The sequence below is a fragment of the Bradyrhizobium sp. USDA 4504 genome (assembly GCF_054063995.1).
In genome coordinates this window covers 4,753,720-4,768,893 of the sequence record NZ_JBSSGV010000001.1, presented here as the reverse complement: position 1 = coordinate 4,768,893, position 15,174 = coordinate 4,753,720, and the positions used below count along the sequence as shown (strand labels likewise).

Here is a 15,174-nt window from a genome sequence, read left to right as displayed (position 1 = left end):
GCACGCTATCCACAGCAGTTTGTCGTGCAAACGAATCAATGAAGGTCTAGACTTCATCCACGACAGAGTGCGCGATCGTTCAGTCAGCAGCTCTGTCCAAGCACGCAAGAAACAACATTCGGGAGATGCGCCATGGTCCGTCAGGACACCGGCTATATGCCTCGCGAAAATCCCTGCGCGCAATGCGGCAAGCCGATCGCCCGCCCTGATTGGGTGGAGCACAGCGAAGGCCGCTCCTCGTTCCTGTGGAATTGCCGCGCCTGCAATTACCGCTTCGAGGCCATCGCGATCTACGAGGAAGCGGAGCTCATTACGCCGCTCGCCGCCTGACGTCTCCTCATCGCATCAGCTTCGCCTGATCAGGCCGCGGATTTCTGCCGCTGCAATTGCTGTTGCCGCGCGCCGGCAATTCGATCCGGACCACGAGCCCGTGCGGCTTGCGATCGTGCAGCGACAGCGTGCCGGCATGCGCGAGCACGATGGCATTGGCGATCGACAGACCAAGGCCGAAGCCTTCGGCCTCATCCATGTTGCGCGCCTGGTCGCCGCGCACGAACGGCTCCAGCACGCTCGCCTTGTGCGCATCCGAGATGCCGGGCCCGTCATCTTCGATATCGACGACGAGGCGGTCGGGCTTGACGTCGAGGCGGACGGCAACTTCGCCGCCGAACCGCACGGCATTCTCCACCAGATTGGTGATGCAGCGATGCAGGTCGGCCGGCCGCGCGGTCGCCATCGCGTGCTGCGGGCCCGTGTAACTGACCTTGTGTCCCATGTCGGCGAACTGATCGGTGACGAGGTGCAGCGTGCTCGCGATGTCGACCAGCGTCATCTCCTCGAGCTTGCGGTCGTTGCGCAGGAACGACAGCACCGATTCCAGCATCGAGCGCATCTGGTCGAGGTCGCGCAGCATGCGGTGGCGGTGGGTCTCGTCCTCGATGAATTCGGCGCGCAGCCGCATCCGCGTGATCGGCGTGCGCAGGTCATGGCTGATCGCGGCCAGCATCTTGGTGCGATCGTCGATCAATGCGGTGATGCGCTCGCGCATCCGGTTCAGCGCCCGGGCCAGCGAACGGATCTCCTCCGGACCGCGCTCGGGCAGCGGCGCGGCGGCGCCGTTCAGGCTGAAGGTCTCGGCGGCCTTGACGAAGGACGACAGCGGCGCGGTCAGCGCCCATGCCGCCCACAGGCCGAGCAGGGTGACGCTGATGACGGCGAACAGCACCGTCATCATCCACGGCCCACCCCAGAACGGCCGCATGTGCTGATCCGGCGTCAGGTTGGCGGCGAACATGGCGCCGTCGGGCAGGCGGATCGCGACGCGGCGAATTTCGCCGTCATGCGGCGTGCCGCCAGCCTCGCGCGGGAGCAGGAAGATGCGATAGCCGGCGCCGAGCCGGCGCAACGCGTGCAGGCTCGGCGTGTCGGTTTCGGTAAGCGCGCCGGCATCGGAAGGCAGGTCGCCGATCGCAAGTTGCGGGAAGGCACGGGCGACGTCGGCCAGGAGCCGCGGCCGCTCCGACGCCGGGGCATGCCCGAGCAGCTGCGCGGCGGCGGCGAGCTGGGTGTGCCAGCGGTCCGACGGCTCCACCCGATCAGGGCGATGGATCAGGAAGGTGGCGGTGATGATCAAGTGCAGCGCGACGATCGAAACGACGACCAGCGCCGCCATCTGGGCGCCGATCCCCCGCAGACTCAGCACGCGCAGCAGCTTCATGGTCAATTGTTCGTGGCGGCAACCGCCTCCACCCTCGGCGTGAACACATAGCCGCCGGAACGCACTGTCTTGATCATGGTGGCTTCCTGCGGATCGGGCTCGATCTTGCGGCGGATGCGGCTGACCAGCACGTCGATCGAACGTTCGAACGAGCCGGCACTGCGGCCCTGGGTCAGGTCGAGCAGGCTGTCGCGCGACAGCACGCGGCCGGGCCGCTCGCAGAAGGTGCGTAGCAGGTCGAACTCGGCGCTGGTCATGGCGACGCGCGCGCCTTCGGGGTTGCGCAGCTCGCGCAGTCGGATGTCGATACGCCAGCCGAGGAAGGTCAGCGTAGTCGCGCCCTCGATCGCGCTGGCGTTGCGCGCGGCGGCCTGCCGGCGCAGCACCGCGTTGATCCGCGCCAGCAGCTCGCGCGGGTTGAACGGCTTTGCCAGGTAATCGTCGGCGCCCATCTCGAGGCCGAGGATGCGGTCGACGTCCTCGCCGCGCGCGGTCAGCATGATGATCGGCGTCTGCGATTCCGCCCGCACCTTGCGGCACAGGCTGAGGCCGTCCTCGCCGGGCAGCATGACGTCGAGCACCAGGAGATCCACCCGATGATCGGTCATCGCCTTGGCCATCTCGCGGCCGTCGGAGGCGGTCGTGACATGACAAGAATTGGTACGGAGATATTTTGCGATAAGCGACCGCGTCTCGCGGTCGTCCTCGACGACAAGGATATTGGGCGCAGCCTGGGTCATACCGATCTTTTGTCCGTGATTCGGGGAAAGCGGCTCAGGAATTTTGTTTCAGTATGTGTCTGAAATCTTGCCCGGCTATCCGGGTTAACAGGTCGGCCGCAGGCAGAAAAGTTATCGTTCTGTCATCAATCCTGATGCCCTGAAATGCGGGCAGAACCCTCTCGGGATAGCGAATCGGCCCCTGGTCGTTATGGCGGCCGGAGAAGGGGAAGGGCGGCTGTCATATCCGGGGGCGGAACCCGTTACCCCGGCGACGCGTTATTTCTCTTTCGGGTCAAGGAGGGTGAGATGGCTGTCGAGGTCGAGTCCAGGCCGCATCAGCTCATTGCAAGCGACCGGGTCGAGGGGACGGCGGTGCGCCGGGCCAATGGCGACATGATCGGCCATATCGAGCGGCTGATGATCGACAAGATCTCCGGCAAGGTATCGTACGCGGTGTTGAGCTTCGGCGGCTTCCTGGGCATTGGAACCAATTTGATCCCGCTGCCCTGGGGCCGGCTGCACTACAACCCGAAGTTCGAGGCCTATGAGCTCGACATCGAGGACGAGGAGCTGAAGCGCGCGCCGTCGTTCCGTGCCGACAAGGATTTCGATTGGGGCGATCGCTCGCAGGAAGTCGAGCTGCATCGCTTCTACGGCGTGCCGCCCTATTGGGGCGGCTTCTGATCGCGCGGCAACATGCGCGCATGACGACGCTCGTCGATCGATGATGCGGTCGCCGGGCCGAGCGCGCGGTTTGTGCAGCGCGGTTCGCCGGGACGACTTAGTGAGCCAAACATCGTCACATCATGGACTGCGCGTCCGGCGCAGTCGTGAGGCTCAACCGCAAGCTCACTCGAGAGATCACGATACCTTTCGTCAAGCGGCGCAGCGTTTCCGTGCGCTGAAAGGTCCTCACCCCCGTTCCTCGGCATTTAAGCGGCTTTTGAGCGCAGGTCCGTTAGGAACGGTTGCGAAGATGACGGGTTTTCCCAGCATCGATTTTGCGAGAGGAGAGCCATCAATGTTGGTCAAATCCATCATCGCCGGCCTCGCCGGCACTGCGCTGCTTGCAACCGTCGCCGTTGCGCAGACGCCAACCGATAAGGGCGACAAGATGTCTCCTGCGGCGTCGACGTCAGCCACGTCGCCGGATTCGTTCAAGGGCAACTGGCGCGCGTCGAAGGTCGTCGGCCTTAGCGTGTACAACGACGCCAATGAAAGCGTCGGCTCGATCAATGATCTGCTGATGGAGAAGGGCGGTACAATCAAGGCGGTCGTGATCGGCGTCGGCGGCTTCCTTGGCGTCGGCGAGCACTTGGTCGCGGTCCCGATCGACAAGGTGAAGTTCGTGAACGAGCCGATCGCCTATACCGGCGCCTCGAACACCGGCGCCGGCAGCACCAGCAAGACGACCACCACGGGCGCGGCCCCTGCGGCGGCGACGTCGAAGCCGAATCCCTGGTATCCGGATCACGCCGTGTTCAATGCGAGCAAGGATGAGCTGAAGGCGATGCCGGAATTCAAGTATTCGACCGACTAACGCATCGCGTCACCTGCAAGAGAAGAGCGCGTCCGGTTGCTGCCGGGCGCGCTTTTTTGCTGGCCGGATGGATAAAATTTGGGAAGAGTGTAGGGAGTAGGTCAGGCGATCCAATTCGGACAGCGCGTTGCAATCATCATCAACCCTCACGTGATCATTCGTCAAATGGCTGAAGAACCTGATGAATGACAGGGACCGCGATAGCGGCGATCCAGCGGTAACCCGGATTCGCGGCCGCTACCCGCAATACACGCGGCGCCGGTTGCAAGGCTTTGCGGAGCGGCTGCAACAGAAGATTCATGCCGACCGCGTGCCGGTCACTTCGCTCGCGCTTGCCGGTCCCACCGAGCGGATCAGCCTCGAGGACGCGCTCAAGCTCGATTATCGGCCGGTCCCGTTGGGCGAGGCGCTGGGACCGCTATGGGCGACCTATTGGGTGCAGGTCGTGGCCGAGGTGCCGCAGGCCTGGGCCGGCTCGCGCGTGGATTTGTATTGGGACAGCCGCTCGGAAGCGCTGCTTTGGCTCAACGGACGTTCCTCGCAGGGTCTCAATCCCGGCCGCCACATCGCGCCGCTCGTTCAGTCGGCGAGCGGCGGGGAGACGATCAGCTTCCATGTGGAGGTGGCCTGCAACGGCCTGTTCGGTGCGTTCTGGAGCGATCCGCAGGCCTACGCGCTGGTCGCCTGCGAGCTGCGCTGCTTCGATTCCGAGGCCACGGCATTCTATTTCGACTACGAGGTGCTGCGCCAGCTCGAGGCTGACCGCGATCCCACGACAAAGTCGAGGTCATACGGCGCTGTCGGCGAGACGGCGCAGCCGGCGCTGGATCGGACCTGGGCGGGGCGCCTGCTGCACGATCTCAACCGCATCTGCAACATCACCGATCCCGACGATCGCGCGACATGGCCGTCGGCGCGGGCGATCCTCGACGGCCTGCTCGCGGCACGAAACGGCAGCATCGCCCACGAGATGTCGGCGATCGGCCACGCCCATCTCGACACGGCATGGCTGTGGCCGCTGGCGGAAACCCGGCGCAAGGCGCAACGCAGCTTCTCCACGGCGGTGGCGCTGATGGAGCGCTATCCCGATTTCAAGTTCGCCTGCTCGCAGGCCTATCAGTACGCCGTCATCGAGCAGAATGACCCTGACCTGTTCGCCCGAATTCGCGCCAAGGCCGCCGCCGGCCAATGGATTCCGGTCGGCGGCAGCTGGATCGAGCCGGACTGCAATCTGCCGTGGGGCGAATCGATCTGCCGTCAGTTCCTCTATGGTCAGCGCTATTTCGAGCAGACGTTCGGTGCGCGCTCCAGCGTGTTCTGGAATCCCGACGTGTTCGGTTACGACGCGCAGCTGCCGCAGCTGATGCAGTCGGCGGGGATGTCGCGCTTCCTGACCCAGAAGCTGTCGTGGAACAAGTTCACCTCACCGCCGCATCACAGCTTCCATTGGCGCGGACTGGATGGCAGCACGGTGCTGGCGCATTTCCCCCCGGCGGACACCTACAACGGATCGGCGCAGGTCGCGGAGCTCCGCTATCACTCCGCCAATTACAAGGACGCCGACCGTTCGTCCGACGCACTCTATCTGTTCGGCTATGGCGACGGCGGCGGCGGTGCCGACGAGACCATGCTCGAGACGTTGCAGCGCGCAAGGGACTTGCAGGGGCTGCCGCGAATCCAGATTCGCTCCGTCGACGAGTTCTTCGACCGCCTGGCGATATCAGCGCCGGATCTGGCAACGATCGAAGGCGAGCTCTATCTCGAATATCATCGTGGCACCTACACCACGCAGGCCGAGACCAAGCGCCTCAACCGCGCTTGCGAGGCCGGCCTTCAGGCCCTCGAATTCGTGACCACTGTCGCGGCTGCCTGCCGGCAACCGGCACCGTCAGCACAGGAGATCGAAGCGCTGTGGCGCACGCTGCTGGTCAACCAGTTCCACGACATCATTCCCGGCAGCAGCATCCGCGAGGTCTATGAACGTGCGGAAGTCGAACTCGCTGGCGTGGCGGAGGAGGCCGGGCGTCGCACGCAAGCCGTGCTGGCGACACTGTGCGATCCCGAAGACGGCAATTGGACACCCGTCAACACGCTGGGCTGCGCGCGCGCCGAGGTCGCGTCCGACCCCGACGGCGAGCTTCGTCACATCGCCGCCGCGCCGTTTGCGGCGGGTGAAACGACGACGACCGACGATCGCGTTGTGGTCGCCGCCGATCTGGACGGCTTCGTGCTGTCGAACGCGCGGCTCGAAGTGCGCATTGATCGCAGCGGGCTCGTTCGGTCGCTGCTGCATGTTGCGACCGGCCGCGAGACCTTCGCATCGCCGGCAGCCCGGCTGCTGCTGCTCGATGACCGGCCGCTCGATTTCGAGGCATGGGATATCGATCCGTTCGCGCTGGAGACCGCGCGCGAGGTGACAGGAGATGTGAGCTGCGCCGTGCTGTCGGATGGCGGGCTGCGCGGCGAGATTCGTTTCGAGCGCGGGCTCGGACGCGCAAGCCGGCTCGTGCAGGTAATCCGCCTCGATGCCGGCGCCGATCATCTCGAATTCGAAACCACGGTCGATTGGCAGGAGCGCAAGACGGCGCTGAAGGTCATGTTCCCCGTCGCCTGCCGTGCATCGAACGCAACCTATGAAACCATGTTCGGCGCAACCGAGCGGCCGACCCATGCCAACGCGGATGCCGATGCGGCCAAGTACGAGGTGCCCGGGCATCGCTGGGCCGATCTCGCCGAGCCGGATTTCGGCGTGTCGCTGTTCAGCGACTGCCGTCACGGCTATTCGGCGTTCGGCAACCAGCTCGCGCTGACGCTGCTGCGCGGCTCCGAATTGCCTGATCCGCAGGCCGATATCGGGCGGCACCGGATGCGCTATGCGATCTATCCCCACCACGGCGACTGGCGCAGCGCGGACACGGTCGGGCGCGCCTTGCGGTTCGAGCGTCCGGTGCTGTGGACCAAAGGGCGCGCTCGCGCGCTGTTGCGACGATCGTTCCTGACCGCATCTCCGGCCAACGTGATCGTCGATACGATCAAGCCCGCCGAGGATGGAGACGGCTGGGTGGTGCGGCTTTACGAGAGCGCCGGCATTCGCACCGCCGCGGCGCTCGATTTCGGCGTCGACATCGCGTCGGTGTGGATCAGCAACACCCTGGAAGACCGCATCGAGGCCTTGCCGACCGAGGATCGGGGATGCCGCCTGGCGCTGCGTCCATTCCAGATCGCAACGCTGCGGGTCTTCCAGGCGTAATGCCTGCAGTGACTTTCGCTCCGGCTTGCGGGGTACGGCATGGCAGCCGCGGAATTCCGTCTGCGATGCGCGGAGAGACCGGATCGCATCGCTGGATGCGATCCGGTGTGGCCTGGCCGTCAGTTCGACTTCACCAGCGGACAGCCGCCCTTGTCGAGCGGGCGGAACGCCTCGTCGCCGGGCACGGTGGCGATCAGCTTGTAGAGGTCCCACTCGCCCTTGGATTCCTCGGGCTTCTTGACCTCGAACAGATACATGTCGTGCACCATGCGGCCGTCGATCCGGATATGGCCGTTCTTGGCGAAGAAGTCGTTGACCGGCGTGGCGCGCATCTGGGCCATCACCTTCGGCGCCTCGTCGGTGCCGATGGCCTCGATCGCCTTCAGGTAATGCATGGTCGCCGAATAGAGGCCGGCCTGGATCATGGTCGGCATATGGCCGACCTTCTCGTTGAAGCGCTTCGAGAAGGCGCGGGTCTCGTCGTTCATGTCCCAGTAGAAGGCGTCGGTGACGATCAGGCCCTGGGTCGCCTTGATGCCGAGCGAATGCGTGTCGGTGATCTCCTGCAGCAGCGCGATCATCTTCTGGCCGCCCTGGGTCAGGCCGAACTCGGAAGCCTGCTTCAGCGCGTTGGTGGTGTCGCCGCCGGCATTCGCCAGCGCCACGACCTTGGCCTTGGAGGCCTGCGCCTGCAGCAGGAAGGAGGAGAAGTCCGACGAGTTGAGCGGATGACGCACGTCGCCCAGCACCTTGCCGCCGCTCTCCTTGACGACATTGGCGGCATCGCGTTCCAGCGCCATGCCGAAGGCGTAGTCGGCGGTGACGAAGAACCAGGTGTCCTCGCCGCGCTTGACCATCGCCTTGCCGGCGACGTTCGATAGCGCATAGGTGTCGTAGGTCCAGTGCACCGTGTTGGGCGAGCAGGCGGTGCCGGTGATATCGGAGGAGCCGCCGCCGGAATTGATGTGGATCTTGTTCTTCTCGCGCGTCAGCGCCGAGATCGGCAATGCGACCGACGAGGTCGGCACGTCGAGGATCGCGTCGACTTTGTCGTTGTCGTACCAGTTGCGTGCGATGTTGACGCCGACGTCGGGCTTGTTCTGGTGATCGGCTGCGATCACCTGCACCGGCTTGCCTTTCACCTTGCCGCCGTAATCGGCGACCGCCATCTCGACGGCGGCGACCGAGCCCTTGCCGGTGGCGTCCGCATAGAGGCTCGACATGTCGGTGAGCACGCCGATCTTGACGACATCGTCGGAGATCTGGGCGTTCGCCGCGGTCCCTGAGACCGCGAGCGCGAGGCCGGCCGCCGCTGCGGCCAAGAGTGTTTTCATCGTGTTTTTCTCCCTGACTTTTTCGTTGAGGGTTGCTTCCACCGGGGCGTTCTAGCCGCTGCGACAAGCTGTCGCAAAGACGACTTTTTGAGCATGCGCGCGGCAAGTGTTCCCCCTCTCCCCCGCTCTTCGCGGGGAGAGGGTTGGGGTGAGGGGCCTTATCCACGGGTGGCGATTGTCGTGAGACCTGTACCCCCTCACCCGGATTGCTTCGCAATCCGACCTCTCCCCGCAAGCGACCGCAAGCGGGGCGAGGTAAGAGAGCAATCCGCTCGGGCAGTGTCCTACAGCGCCGGTAACGCGGTGACGGCGGCCTTGATGGTGCCGTCGGTTTCCACGATCACCCGCAACGTCTTGGAATCGAAGTCGATCCCGGCCAGCCGGATGCTGTTGACCTCGGCGTCGACGCGGATGCCCTCCTCGTTCTTCTGCAGGTCGGCGATGGCGGCGGCGACCTTGCGCTGCGCGTTGGTCGCGAATGGCTTCAGGTCGACCACCAGCCGGTCGTTGAGGGTCTGCTGCATGTGCGGGATCGCCGCGCGTGCGGCGGCGCCGAGCAGGCCGAACGCGGCCTCGGATTCCACCGCCAGCTCGACGTCGGTCAGCCGCAGCGTCTGCGACGGCTGGTCGAGCCGCGGCCGGCCCCAGATGTGCACGGTCGCCTCGGCGCCCAGCCCGAACCAGCTGGCCTTCTCCTTGGCGTGCACCAGGAGCGAGATCAGAAGCCGGTCGCCGGAGGCGGCGATGCTCGCGCTCTTGACCGTCACGTCGACCGGACCGGAGCCGTCCTCGGGGAAGGTCTTGCCCTTGAGCTGCGCCTCGACCAGCTGGCTCAGCGTGGTGAAGGACAGGTCGACCGGCAGGCCGATCGCGACCTGGCTCGGCATCGGCGGCACGATCGAGAGTTTTTCGGGGAACGGGCAGTTCGGGGTGGTCTGCGCCTCCGTGATCCGCGTTTCGGCCTCGATCCCCATCGTCAGGATCAGCGAGGACGCATCGACCTTCGGCTGCGCGGCGATCGCGCGGATCGGTCGCAGTTCGAGCCACATCGGCGGCATCGAGGTGGTGCCGCCGGTGCCTTGCAGCGGGATCGAGCGGCAGGCCTTGGCCCATTGCGTGCGGGCGTTGTTCTGGAACACCGGGTCGTTGTGCAATCGGGCCTCGACCACAGAAATCTGGTCGGCGACCGCCTTGTCGATGAAAGGCTTGACCTGGGCCGGCACGCTGATGCGGACGCCGGCCGTCGACAGGCTGGTGTCGCCGAGATTGACCTGTGCCTGCAGGTTCGGCTCGATCCGCCAGGACGCGCCGAGCTTCGGCCGCGCGGTGAGGGTGACGTTGCCCTTGATCTCGGCGTTGGCGTTGATGTTCTTGATGTTCACGGCGCCGATCTGCTTGGCGACATTGCCGCCGAGCAGGCTGCCGAGCGCGTCGTTGACCGCGCCGGTTGCCTTGGCGGACAACGCGCCGGTGACCTTGAGCGTGCCGTTGATCGGGGTGGTCAGCGTCAGCACGTCCTGCGCGCCGGTGGCGGCGATCGGCCCGCGCGATGCGGTCCAGCCGATGTCGGCATTTTGCAGGATTTGCTGGACCGGGTTGTCGGCCTTGCCGCCGAACGTCTTCGGCGCGCCGCGTTCGGCCGCGTCGCGGATCGCCGACAGCGCGACCGAGACCTGCGCCACGATCGTCGAGGAACGCGGCGCCTGCGGCAGCGGCGGCAGCTCTGCGAGCTTCGGCTTCTGCACGGTGACGCTCGGCGCGAGCCAGTCCATTGCCTTGAGGCTGATCACGAACGAGACCAGCACCACCGCGGTCCCGAGCGCTATCGTCCTTGGATGCATCGGTAGACGCATCATTCCCCCGGATGAAAATCAACTTGACGGCTTGTACAGGCCCCCCGACGAGGGCGCCAGTGTGGCGGGATCAAGCTGCTTCAGGGGCGGAAGGCGTTAAGGTTGATGAACGCGACAACGGCCCCGGCATGAGAATGCCGGAGCCGTGGTCGAGGACGCCTTTATTTAGGGACGCCTTGGAGGGGAGGGGCTTAGCGGACGGCCGAGCCGAGATCGGCGCGGCGGTCGGTCATCGGCAGCACGATCACCTTGGTGCCGACGCTGACCCGCGAATAGAGGTCGGAGACATCTGCATTGGTCAGGCGCAGGCAACCGGAGGACACGCGGGTGCCGATCGTCTCCGGCGCGTTGGTGCCGTGGATGCGGTAGATGGTGCCGCCGAGATACATGGCGCGGGCGCCGAGCGGGTTGCCGGGGCCGCCGGCCATGTGGCGCGGCAGATAGGGTTGGCGGGCGATCATTTCCGGCGGGGGCGTCCAATCCGGCCACTCCGCCTTCTTGGTGATGGTCTGGGTGCCCGACCAGGTGAAGCCGTCGCGGCCGATACCGATGCCGTAGCGCATGGCCTGGCCGTTGCCGAGCACGAGATAGAGATAGGTGTGCGGGGTGTCGATGATGATGGTGCCGGGCGCCTCGCGCGTCGGATAGGCGACGACCTGGCGGCGCAGGCGGGCGGGCAACTCAACCGAACGGTCTTCCTCCTGCGTCTGCGGCATCGACTGCACCGGCGGCTGCACGGCCTCGGTCGGCGGCGTCAGGATGAAGGGGAACATCGGCAGCGGAGCGGCCGCGGCGGAATTCGAAAAAGCGACGGTGCCAATCGCCAGCGCACCGAAGGCGGCGGCAGCGAGACGTGAGTTCAGCTTGATGGAATTGAACATTGTCGACCCCTGTTGTTTGCGCCCTGCGCGCCAGTTCCGGCGCGTCGTTGGGTCAAAGCAGTACAGGTGAGGCGTTTCAGGACGTTTGCACGAAATCGCCAAAATGGTTTCGTGCCGTTAGGGAATTGTTTCGTGCGTGTTTCGTCGCACGGTTAAGGCCGGGTTGCCGGGAAGGGGGTGTCCCGCCGCAAGACAGTCTTCCTGGCACGGCGCTTGCTGTCCCAGCGCATTGTTTCGGAATGGAGTGGAAATGATGCTGGGGCACACGATCGGCAGCATGCTGGATCGGCAGAAGGGCTTCGGCCCCGGGTTCGATTTTCTCCGTATCGCACTGGCGATTTCCGTCGTCGCCGCCCACGCGCCCTATGTCGCGGGCGGCAGTGGCGACGGCGAGCAGGCGTGGATCGCCTGGTTTCCGCACTACGCCATTCTCGTGATGTTCTTTGCGCTGAGCGGGTTTCTGATCGCGGCCAGCGGGCTGCGGCTCTCGCTGAGGGAGTTTCTCACCAATCGCGGCATGCGGATCATTCCGGCGCTTGCGGTCGAGATCGTGCTGTCGGCGCTGATCCTCGGACCGATCTTCACCGCGCTGCCGCTGTCGGACTATTTCACCAATTTCGGCACCTACAAATACTTCACCAACATCATCGGCCTCGTGAACTACGTCCTGCCCGGCGTGTTCAGCGGCAATCCCGCGCCGGAGGTCAACAGCTCGCTGTGGACGGTGCCGTTCGAATATGGCTGCTACGCGCTGATGACGGTGTTCATCCTGTTCGGCCTGTTGCGCAAGCCGCCGCTCATCGTGCTCGGTGCGCTCGTGCTGGTCGGCATCGGCCTTGCGCTCGTACTCGCCGGGCATGGCGCGCAACCCTCGCAACTGCCCGCCGGGGTCGCCGGCACGCTGCATGACAGGATCTTCAGCACGGCGCCGTTCCTCGGACGCGGCGCGAAGCTGCCGGTCGCGTTCATGCTCGGCATCGCGATCTATCTCTATCGTGACCGCATTCCCTACAACGGATGGCTTCTCGCCGCGTGCTGCGCGCTCTGCGCGGGCGCCGCGCTGCTCGGTCCGGCGGACTGGATGAGCCAGCCGGTGCTCAATCTGCTGATCGCCCCGGCGCTGGTCTATATCACCGCCTATCTCGGCGTTTCGAAGCTGCCGCGGCTGCCGCTGATTTCGCGCGGCGACTATTCCTACGGCATCTATCTCTACGGCTTTCCGGTGCAGCAGGTGGTGCGGGTATGGCTGCCGCACGCGCCCGTGATCATTCAGTTCGCGATTGCGCTGCTGCTGATCACGCTGTTCGCCGCGTTCTCCTGGCACTGGATTGAGAAGCCGATCCTGAAGCTGCGCAGCCGCTTCTCCTTCGTGGCGCGCGAGCGCCTTGCGCCGGACGACGCGGCCGCGCCGCGCCAGGACATTGCGCCTCTTGCCGTTGCCGCGAGCGCCGTCCGCAGCAGGCACTCCTCCTGACGAGGAGCCAGCACACCTTCGCCGTTCAGGAGCTGAGATATCCGGCCGATCCGTCCCACAGCAGCTTGGCCGCGGTGATGACCAGAATGGCGTAGCAGGCGCGGTACAGCGCGCGCTGGTCGAGACGTTCGTGCAGCCGCCATCCGGCCCAGACGCCGACCGGCACCGCCGGCACGCAAAGCGCCATCAGCATCCACAGGCTGCGCGACGGCGTGGCGAGCACGAGCCACGGGCCGGCCTTCAAGAGGTTGCCGACCGTGAAGAACAGGCTGGTGGTGCCGGCGTAGAGCGCCTTCGGCATGCCGAGCGGCAGCAGATAGATCGCAAGCGGCGGCCCGCCCGAATGGGCCACCATCGTGGTGACGCCGGAGGACAGGCCGGCGAACGTCGCCTTGAACGTCGAACGCGGACGCGGCTTGATCTCGCCGCCGCCGAGAAGCCACAGCGCGGCGAACACCAGCGTCACCACGCCCATCACGATCTCGACGGCATGCCGGTCGAGATCGCGCAGCACGAAATAGCCGAGGCCGATGCCGACGACGAGCGCCGGCAGCAGCATCGCGAGGTCGATGCGCGACCACGTGCTCGGGCGCCAGAACCGCAGCGCGGTGACGTCCATGACGACGAACAATGGTGCCAGCAGCGCGCCCGCCGCGATCGGGTCCATCGCCAGCGACAGCAGCGGGATGCCGACGATGGCAAAACCGCCGCCGAACGCGCCCTTCATGAAGGCGATCAGGAAGACGCCGGCGAAGGCAACCGCGAGCACGAAAGGTCCGGGCAGGTCAGCGACGATGGACGTGATCATGGTGTCGTGCGAAGCGTTGTGGTCAGTACTCAACATGGCCACGCGCGCCTGCATGCGCAATCCAAACATTGCTCTCGGTGCACATTGCTCTCGGTGCAATTCGGCGTGCACGCGGCCTAGCCGGCGCGCATCCGCGGCAGGCCCGGCTTGTCGCCGTTGATCACGGCGCGGCGGTCGGAGACGGCGTGATGGAATTGCTCGAGCGTCAGCCCGATCACCGAGAGATCGCCTTCCTCGATCGCGCCGTCGTCGTAGCAGTCGAGCGCCTCGCGCAACAGGGCATCCGCGTCGCCCTGCATGGCGGCGAGCTGTTCCGGCGTCTCGGCGCCGCGCACCTGCGAGATCAGGGTCAGCAGATTGTCGCGATGGGTGATGTAGTGCTCGCGCTCGTCGCGCTTCACGTAGTGGCGCAGCCAGGCGCCGGCCGAGCCGAGGCCGGAGAGCAGCAGGATGCCGCCCCAGATGTAGTCGGAGTATTTTTCGAGGAAGGTGCGCTCGGTGCCGTCGATATAGGCGGCCGCGCCCTGATGCGCCGGCAGCGCGGCGTCCTTGTCGGTGTCGGGCTTCTCGATCTTTGCCGCCGCCGGCAGATCGCGCGCGACCTGGAGGCGCAGCGTGAACAGCTGCCGGTCGAGCGCGCCGACGGTCGCCTCGCTCAGCGCATGCTGCGCGATGATGAGGTGATTGACGCTGACGGTCTCAACCTTGTCCTCGGGCCGCGCCGGCGACGAGGAGAAGATGCTGCCGGCGATCTCCTCGGACTCATAGCGCGGATGCTTCTGCGCGATTGCCTCCGAGACATCGACCGGGAGGAAGACCGGCTCGCCGCGCGCGGCCGCCGTCGCTGTAATCGCTTCCGCCGTCACCTTGCTGTCGAGCGGGCCGACGGTCATGTAGGCATCGAGCGAGGGATCGCGCGCGAGGTCGGCGATCTTGTTGACGGCGAACTGGCTGACCGCGACCTTGTCGGGGTTGACGCCGGATTCGGTCAGGATCACGCGCAGCAGCGTGACATTGGCCTGGGTGCTGCCGACCACGCCGACCTTGTGGCCGGCGAGATCGTCGATACTCTTGATCTTCGCGGACCGCCGCTTGCCTTTGGCGCCCGAGGGCGCCCACAGCACGACGACATTCTTGCGCAGGATCGCAACCGACTCGGCGCTCGCGGGCAGATCGAGGTCGCCGCGCACCACCGCGAGGTCGACCTTGTTCGCCGTGAACAGTGCGATGCTCTCGGCGGAGCCCTGCGTCGTGACCGGCTTCAGCCGCACCGAGCTGCCGTCGTGCGTAAAGACCTGGGCGAAGCCCTGGATCAGCTTGACGTCCTCGCTGCCGGTCGGGCCGACCGCGATCGCGAGCGTCACCGGACGCAGCGCGTAATACAGCGCGCCGGCGGCGAGGCCGAACACAAGCATGCCGGCCGCAAGGATCAGCAGCGACGAGTTTCGCCGCCTGAGCCTGCGGCGCTTCGCGCCGGGATTTTCACTCTGCTCTGACATCTGGCTGTCACGTTACACGAAAAGCCGGCCGTTTGCCGTGAAAAACAACCTAACATTTCGATGACGTCATACGTTTGAAACATCCATGTCAGAACG

The 15,174-nt window shown here is 65.6% G+C and carries 12 protein-coding genes; 5 read left to right on the top strand and 7 right to left on the bottom strand.

Features of this window, described 5'->3' with window-relative positions:
* Positions 1-132: 132 nt before the first annotated feature.
* On the top strand, positions 133-330 hold the full coding sequence (locus tag ACVMB1_RS22455; protein WP_028332600.1) for a hypothetical protein: 198 nt from the start codon (positions 133-135) through the stop codon (positions 328-330).
* Positions 331-337: 7 nt separating this feature from the next.
* On the opposite strand, the gene ACVMB1_RS22450 is transcribed toward ACVMB1_RS22455, so the two are convergent.
* Positions 338-1,717 (bottom strand): ATP-binding protein, encoded by a 1,380-nt coding sequence (locus tag ACVMB1_RS22450; protein WP_456849258.1) that lies wholly within the window; start codon positions 1,715-1,717, stop codon positions 338-340.
* Between the two features lie 2 nt (positions 1,718-1,719).
* Positions 1,720-2,457: a response regulator gene (locus tag ACVMB1_RS22445; RefSeq protein ID WP_018273044.1), complete on the bottom strand. Its 738-nt coding sequence runs from the start codon at positions 2,455-2,457 to the stop codon at positions 1,720-1,722.
* 288 nt (positions 2,458-2,745) lie between these two features.
* Here ACVMB1_RS22445 and ACVMB1_RS22440 point away from each other — a divergent pair, with 288 nt between their 5' ends.
* The 3 genes from ACVMB1_RS22440 (at position 2,746) to ACVMB1_RS22430 (ending at position 7,229) form a co-directional block, all read left to right on the top strand.
* A complete protein-coding gene (locus tag ACVMB1_RS22440) occupies positions 2,746-3,123 on the top strand; it encodes a PRC-barrel domain-containing protein (protein WP_076824062.1) in 378 nt (125 codons plus the stop codon).
* A gap of 337 nt (positions 3,124-3,460) precedes the next feature.
* A complete protein-coding gene (locus ACVMB1_RS22435) occupies positions 3,461-3,979 on the top strand; it encodes a PRC-barrel domain-containing protein (protein WP_057014954.1) in 519 nt (172 codons plus the stop codon).
* A gap of 181 nt (positions 3,980-4,160) precedes the next feature.
* On the top strand, positions 4,161-7,229 hold the full coding sequence (locus ACVMB1_RS22430; protein WP_076824064.1) for an alpha-mannosidase: 3,069 nt from the start codon (positions 4,161-4,163) through the stop codon (positions 7,227-7,229).
* 119 nt (positions 7,230-7,348) lie between these two features.
* Here the strand turns inward: ACVMB1_RS22430 and ACVMB1_RS22425 are convergent, their stop codons facing one another.
* From ACVMB1_RS22425 to ACVMB1_RS22415, 3 genes are all read right to left on the bottom strand, one after another.
* Positions 7,349-8,563: an ABC transporter substrate-binding protein gene (locus tag ACVMB1_RS22425; RefSeq protein WP_076824067.1), complete on the bottom strand. Its 1,215-nt coding sequence runs from the start codon at positions 8,561-8,563 to the stop codon at positions 7,349-7,351.
* 284 nt (positions 8,564-8,847) lie between these two features.
* On the bottom strand, positions 8,848-10,416 hold the full coding sequence (locus tag ACVMB1_RS22420; RefSeq protein ID WP_076824229.1) for a DUF4403 family protein: 1,569 nt from the start codon (positions 10,414-10,416) through the stop codon (positions 8,848-8,850).
* A 191-nt stretch (positions 10,417-10,607) separates the two neighbouring features.
* The gene (locus ACVMB1_RS22415) at positions 10,608-11,297 is read right to left on the bottom strand and encodes a L,D-transpeptidase (protein WP_076824069.1); all 690 of its coding nucleotides are present in this window, start codon (positions 11,295-11,297) and stop codon (positions 10,608-10,610) included.
* A 253-nt stretch (positions 11,298-11,550) separates the two neighbouring features.
* Here ACVMB1_RS22415 and ACVMB1_RS22410 point away from each other — a divergent pair, with 253 nt between their 5' ends.
* Positions 11,551-12,771 carry an acyltransferase family protein gene (locus ACVMB1_RS22410; protein ID WP_456834841.1) on the top strand — a complete coding sequence of 407 codons (1,221 nt, stop codon included), beginning with the start codon at positions 11,551-11,553 and terminating at the stop codon, positions 12,769-12,771.
* Positions 12,772-12,796: 25 nt separating this feature from the next.
* Here the strand turns inward: ACVMB1_RS22410 and ACVMB1_RS22405 are convergent, their stop codons facing one another.
* Together ACVMB1_RS22405 and ACVMB1_RS22400 are read right to left on the bottom strand one after the other, a co-directional pair.
* Entirely contained in the window at positions 12,797-13,579 is a 783-nt protein-coding gene (locus tag ACVMB1_RS22405) for a sulfite exporter TauE/SafE family protein (RefSeq protein ID WP_076824231.1), read from the bottom strand.
* Positions 13,580-13,695: 116 nt separating this feature from the next.
* Entirely contained in the window at positions 13,696-15,078 is a 1,383-nt protein-coding gene (locus ACVMB1_RS22400) for a TAXI family TRAP transporter solute-binding subunit (protein WP_076824073.1), read from the bottom strand.
* Positions 15,079-15,174: the final 96 nt, after the last annotated feature.

Bases quoted from the DNA above. Each gene is read 5' to 3' on its own strand.
- ACVMB1_RS22455 (WP_028332600.1), top strand. From the start codon at position 133: ATGGTCCGTCAGGACACCGGCTATATGCCTCGCGAAAATCCCTGCGCG.
- ACVMB1_RS22450 (WP_456849258.1), bottom strand. From the start codon at position 1,717: ATGAAGCTGCTGCGCGTGCTGAGTCTGCGGGGGATCGGCGCCCAGATG.
- ACVMB1_RS22445 (WP_018273044.1), bottom strand. From the start codon at position 2,457: ATGACCCAGGCTGCGCCCAATATCCTTGTCGTCGAGGACGACCGCGAG.
- ACVMB1_RS22440 (WP_076824062.1), top strand. From the start codon at position 2,746: ATGGCTGTCGAGGTCGAGTCCAGGCCGCATCAGCTCATTGCAAGCGAC.
- ACVMB1_RS22435 (WP_057014954.1), top strand. From the start codon at position 3,461: ATGTTGGTCAAATCCATCATCGCCGGCCTCGCCGGCACTGCGCTGCTT.
- ACVMB1_RS22430 (WP_076824064.1), top strand. From the start codon at position 4,161: ATGAATGACAGGGACCGCGATAGCGGCGATCCAGCGGTAACCCGGATT.
- ACVMB1_RS22425 (WP_076824067.1), bottom strand. From the start codon at position 8,563: ATGAAAACACTCTTGGCCGCAGCGGCGGCCGGCCTCGCGCTCGCGGTC.
- ACVMB1_RS22420 (WP_076824229.1), bottom strand. From the start codon at position 10,416: ATGCGTCTACCGATGCATCCAAGGACGATAGCGCTCGGGACCGCGGTG.
- ACVMB1_RS22415 (WP_076824069.1), bottom strand. From the start codon at position 11,297: ATGTTCAATTCCATCAAGCTGAACTCACGTCTCGCTGCCGCCGCCTTC.
- ACVMB1_RS22410 (WP_456834841.1), top strand. From the start codon at position 11,551: ATGCTGGGGCACACGATCGGCAGCATGCTGGATCGGCAGAAGGGCTTC.
- ACVMB1_RS22405 (WP_076824231.1), bottom strand. From the start codon at position 13,579: ATGATCACGTCCATCGTCGCTGACCTGCCCGGACCTTTCGTGCTCGCG.
- ACVMB1_RS22400 (WP_076824073.1), bottom strand. From the start codon at position 15,078: ATGTCAGAGCAGAGTGAAAATCCCGGCGCGAAGCGCCGCAGGCTCAGG.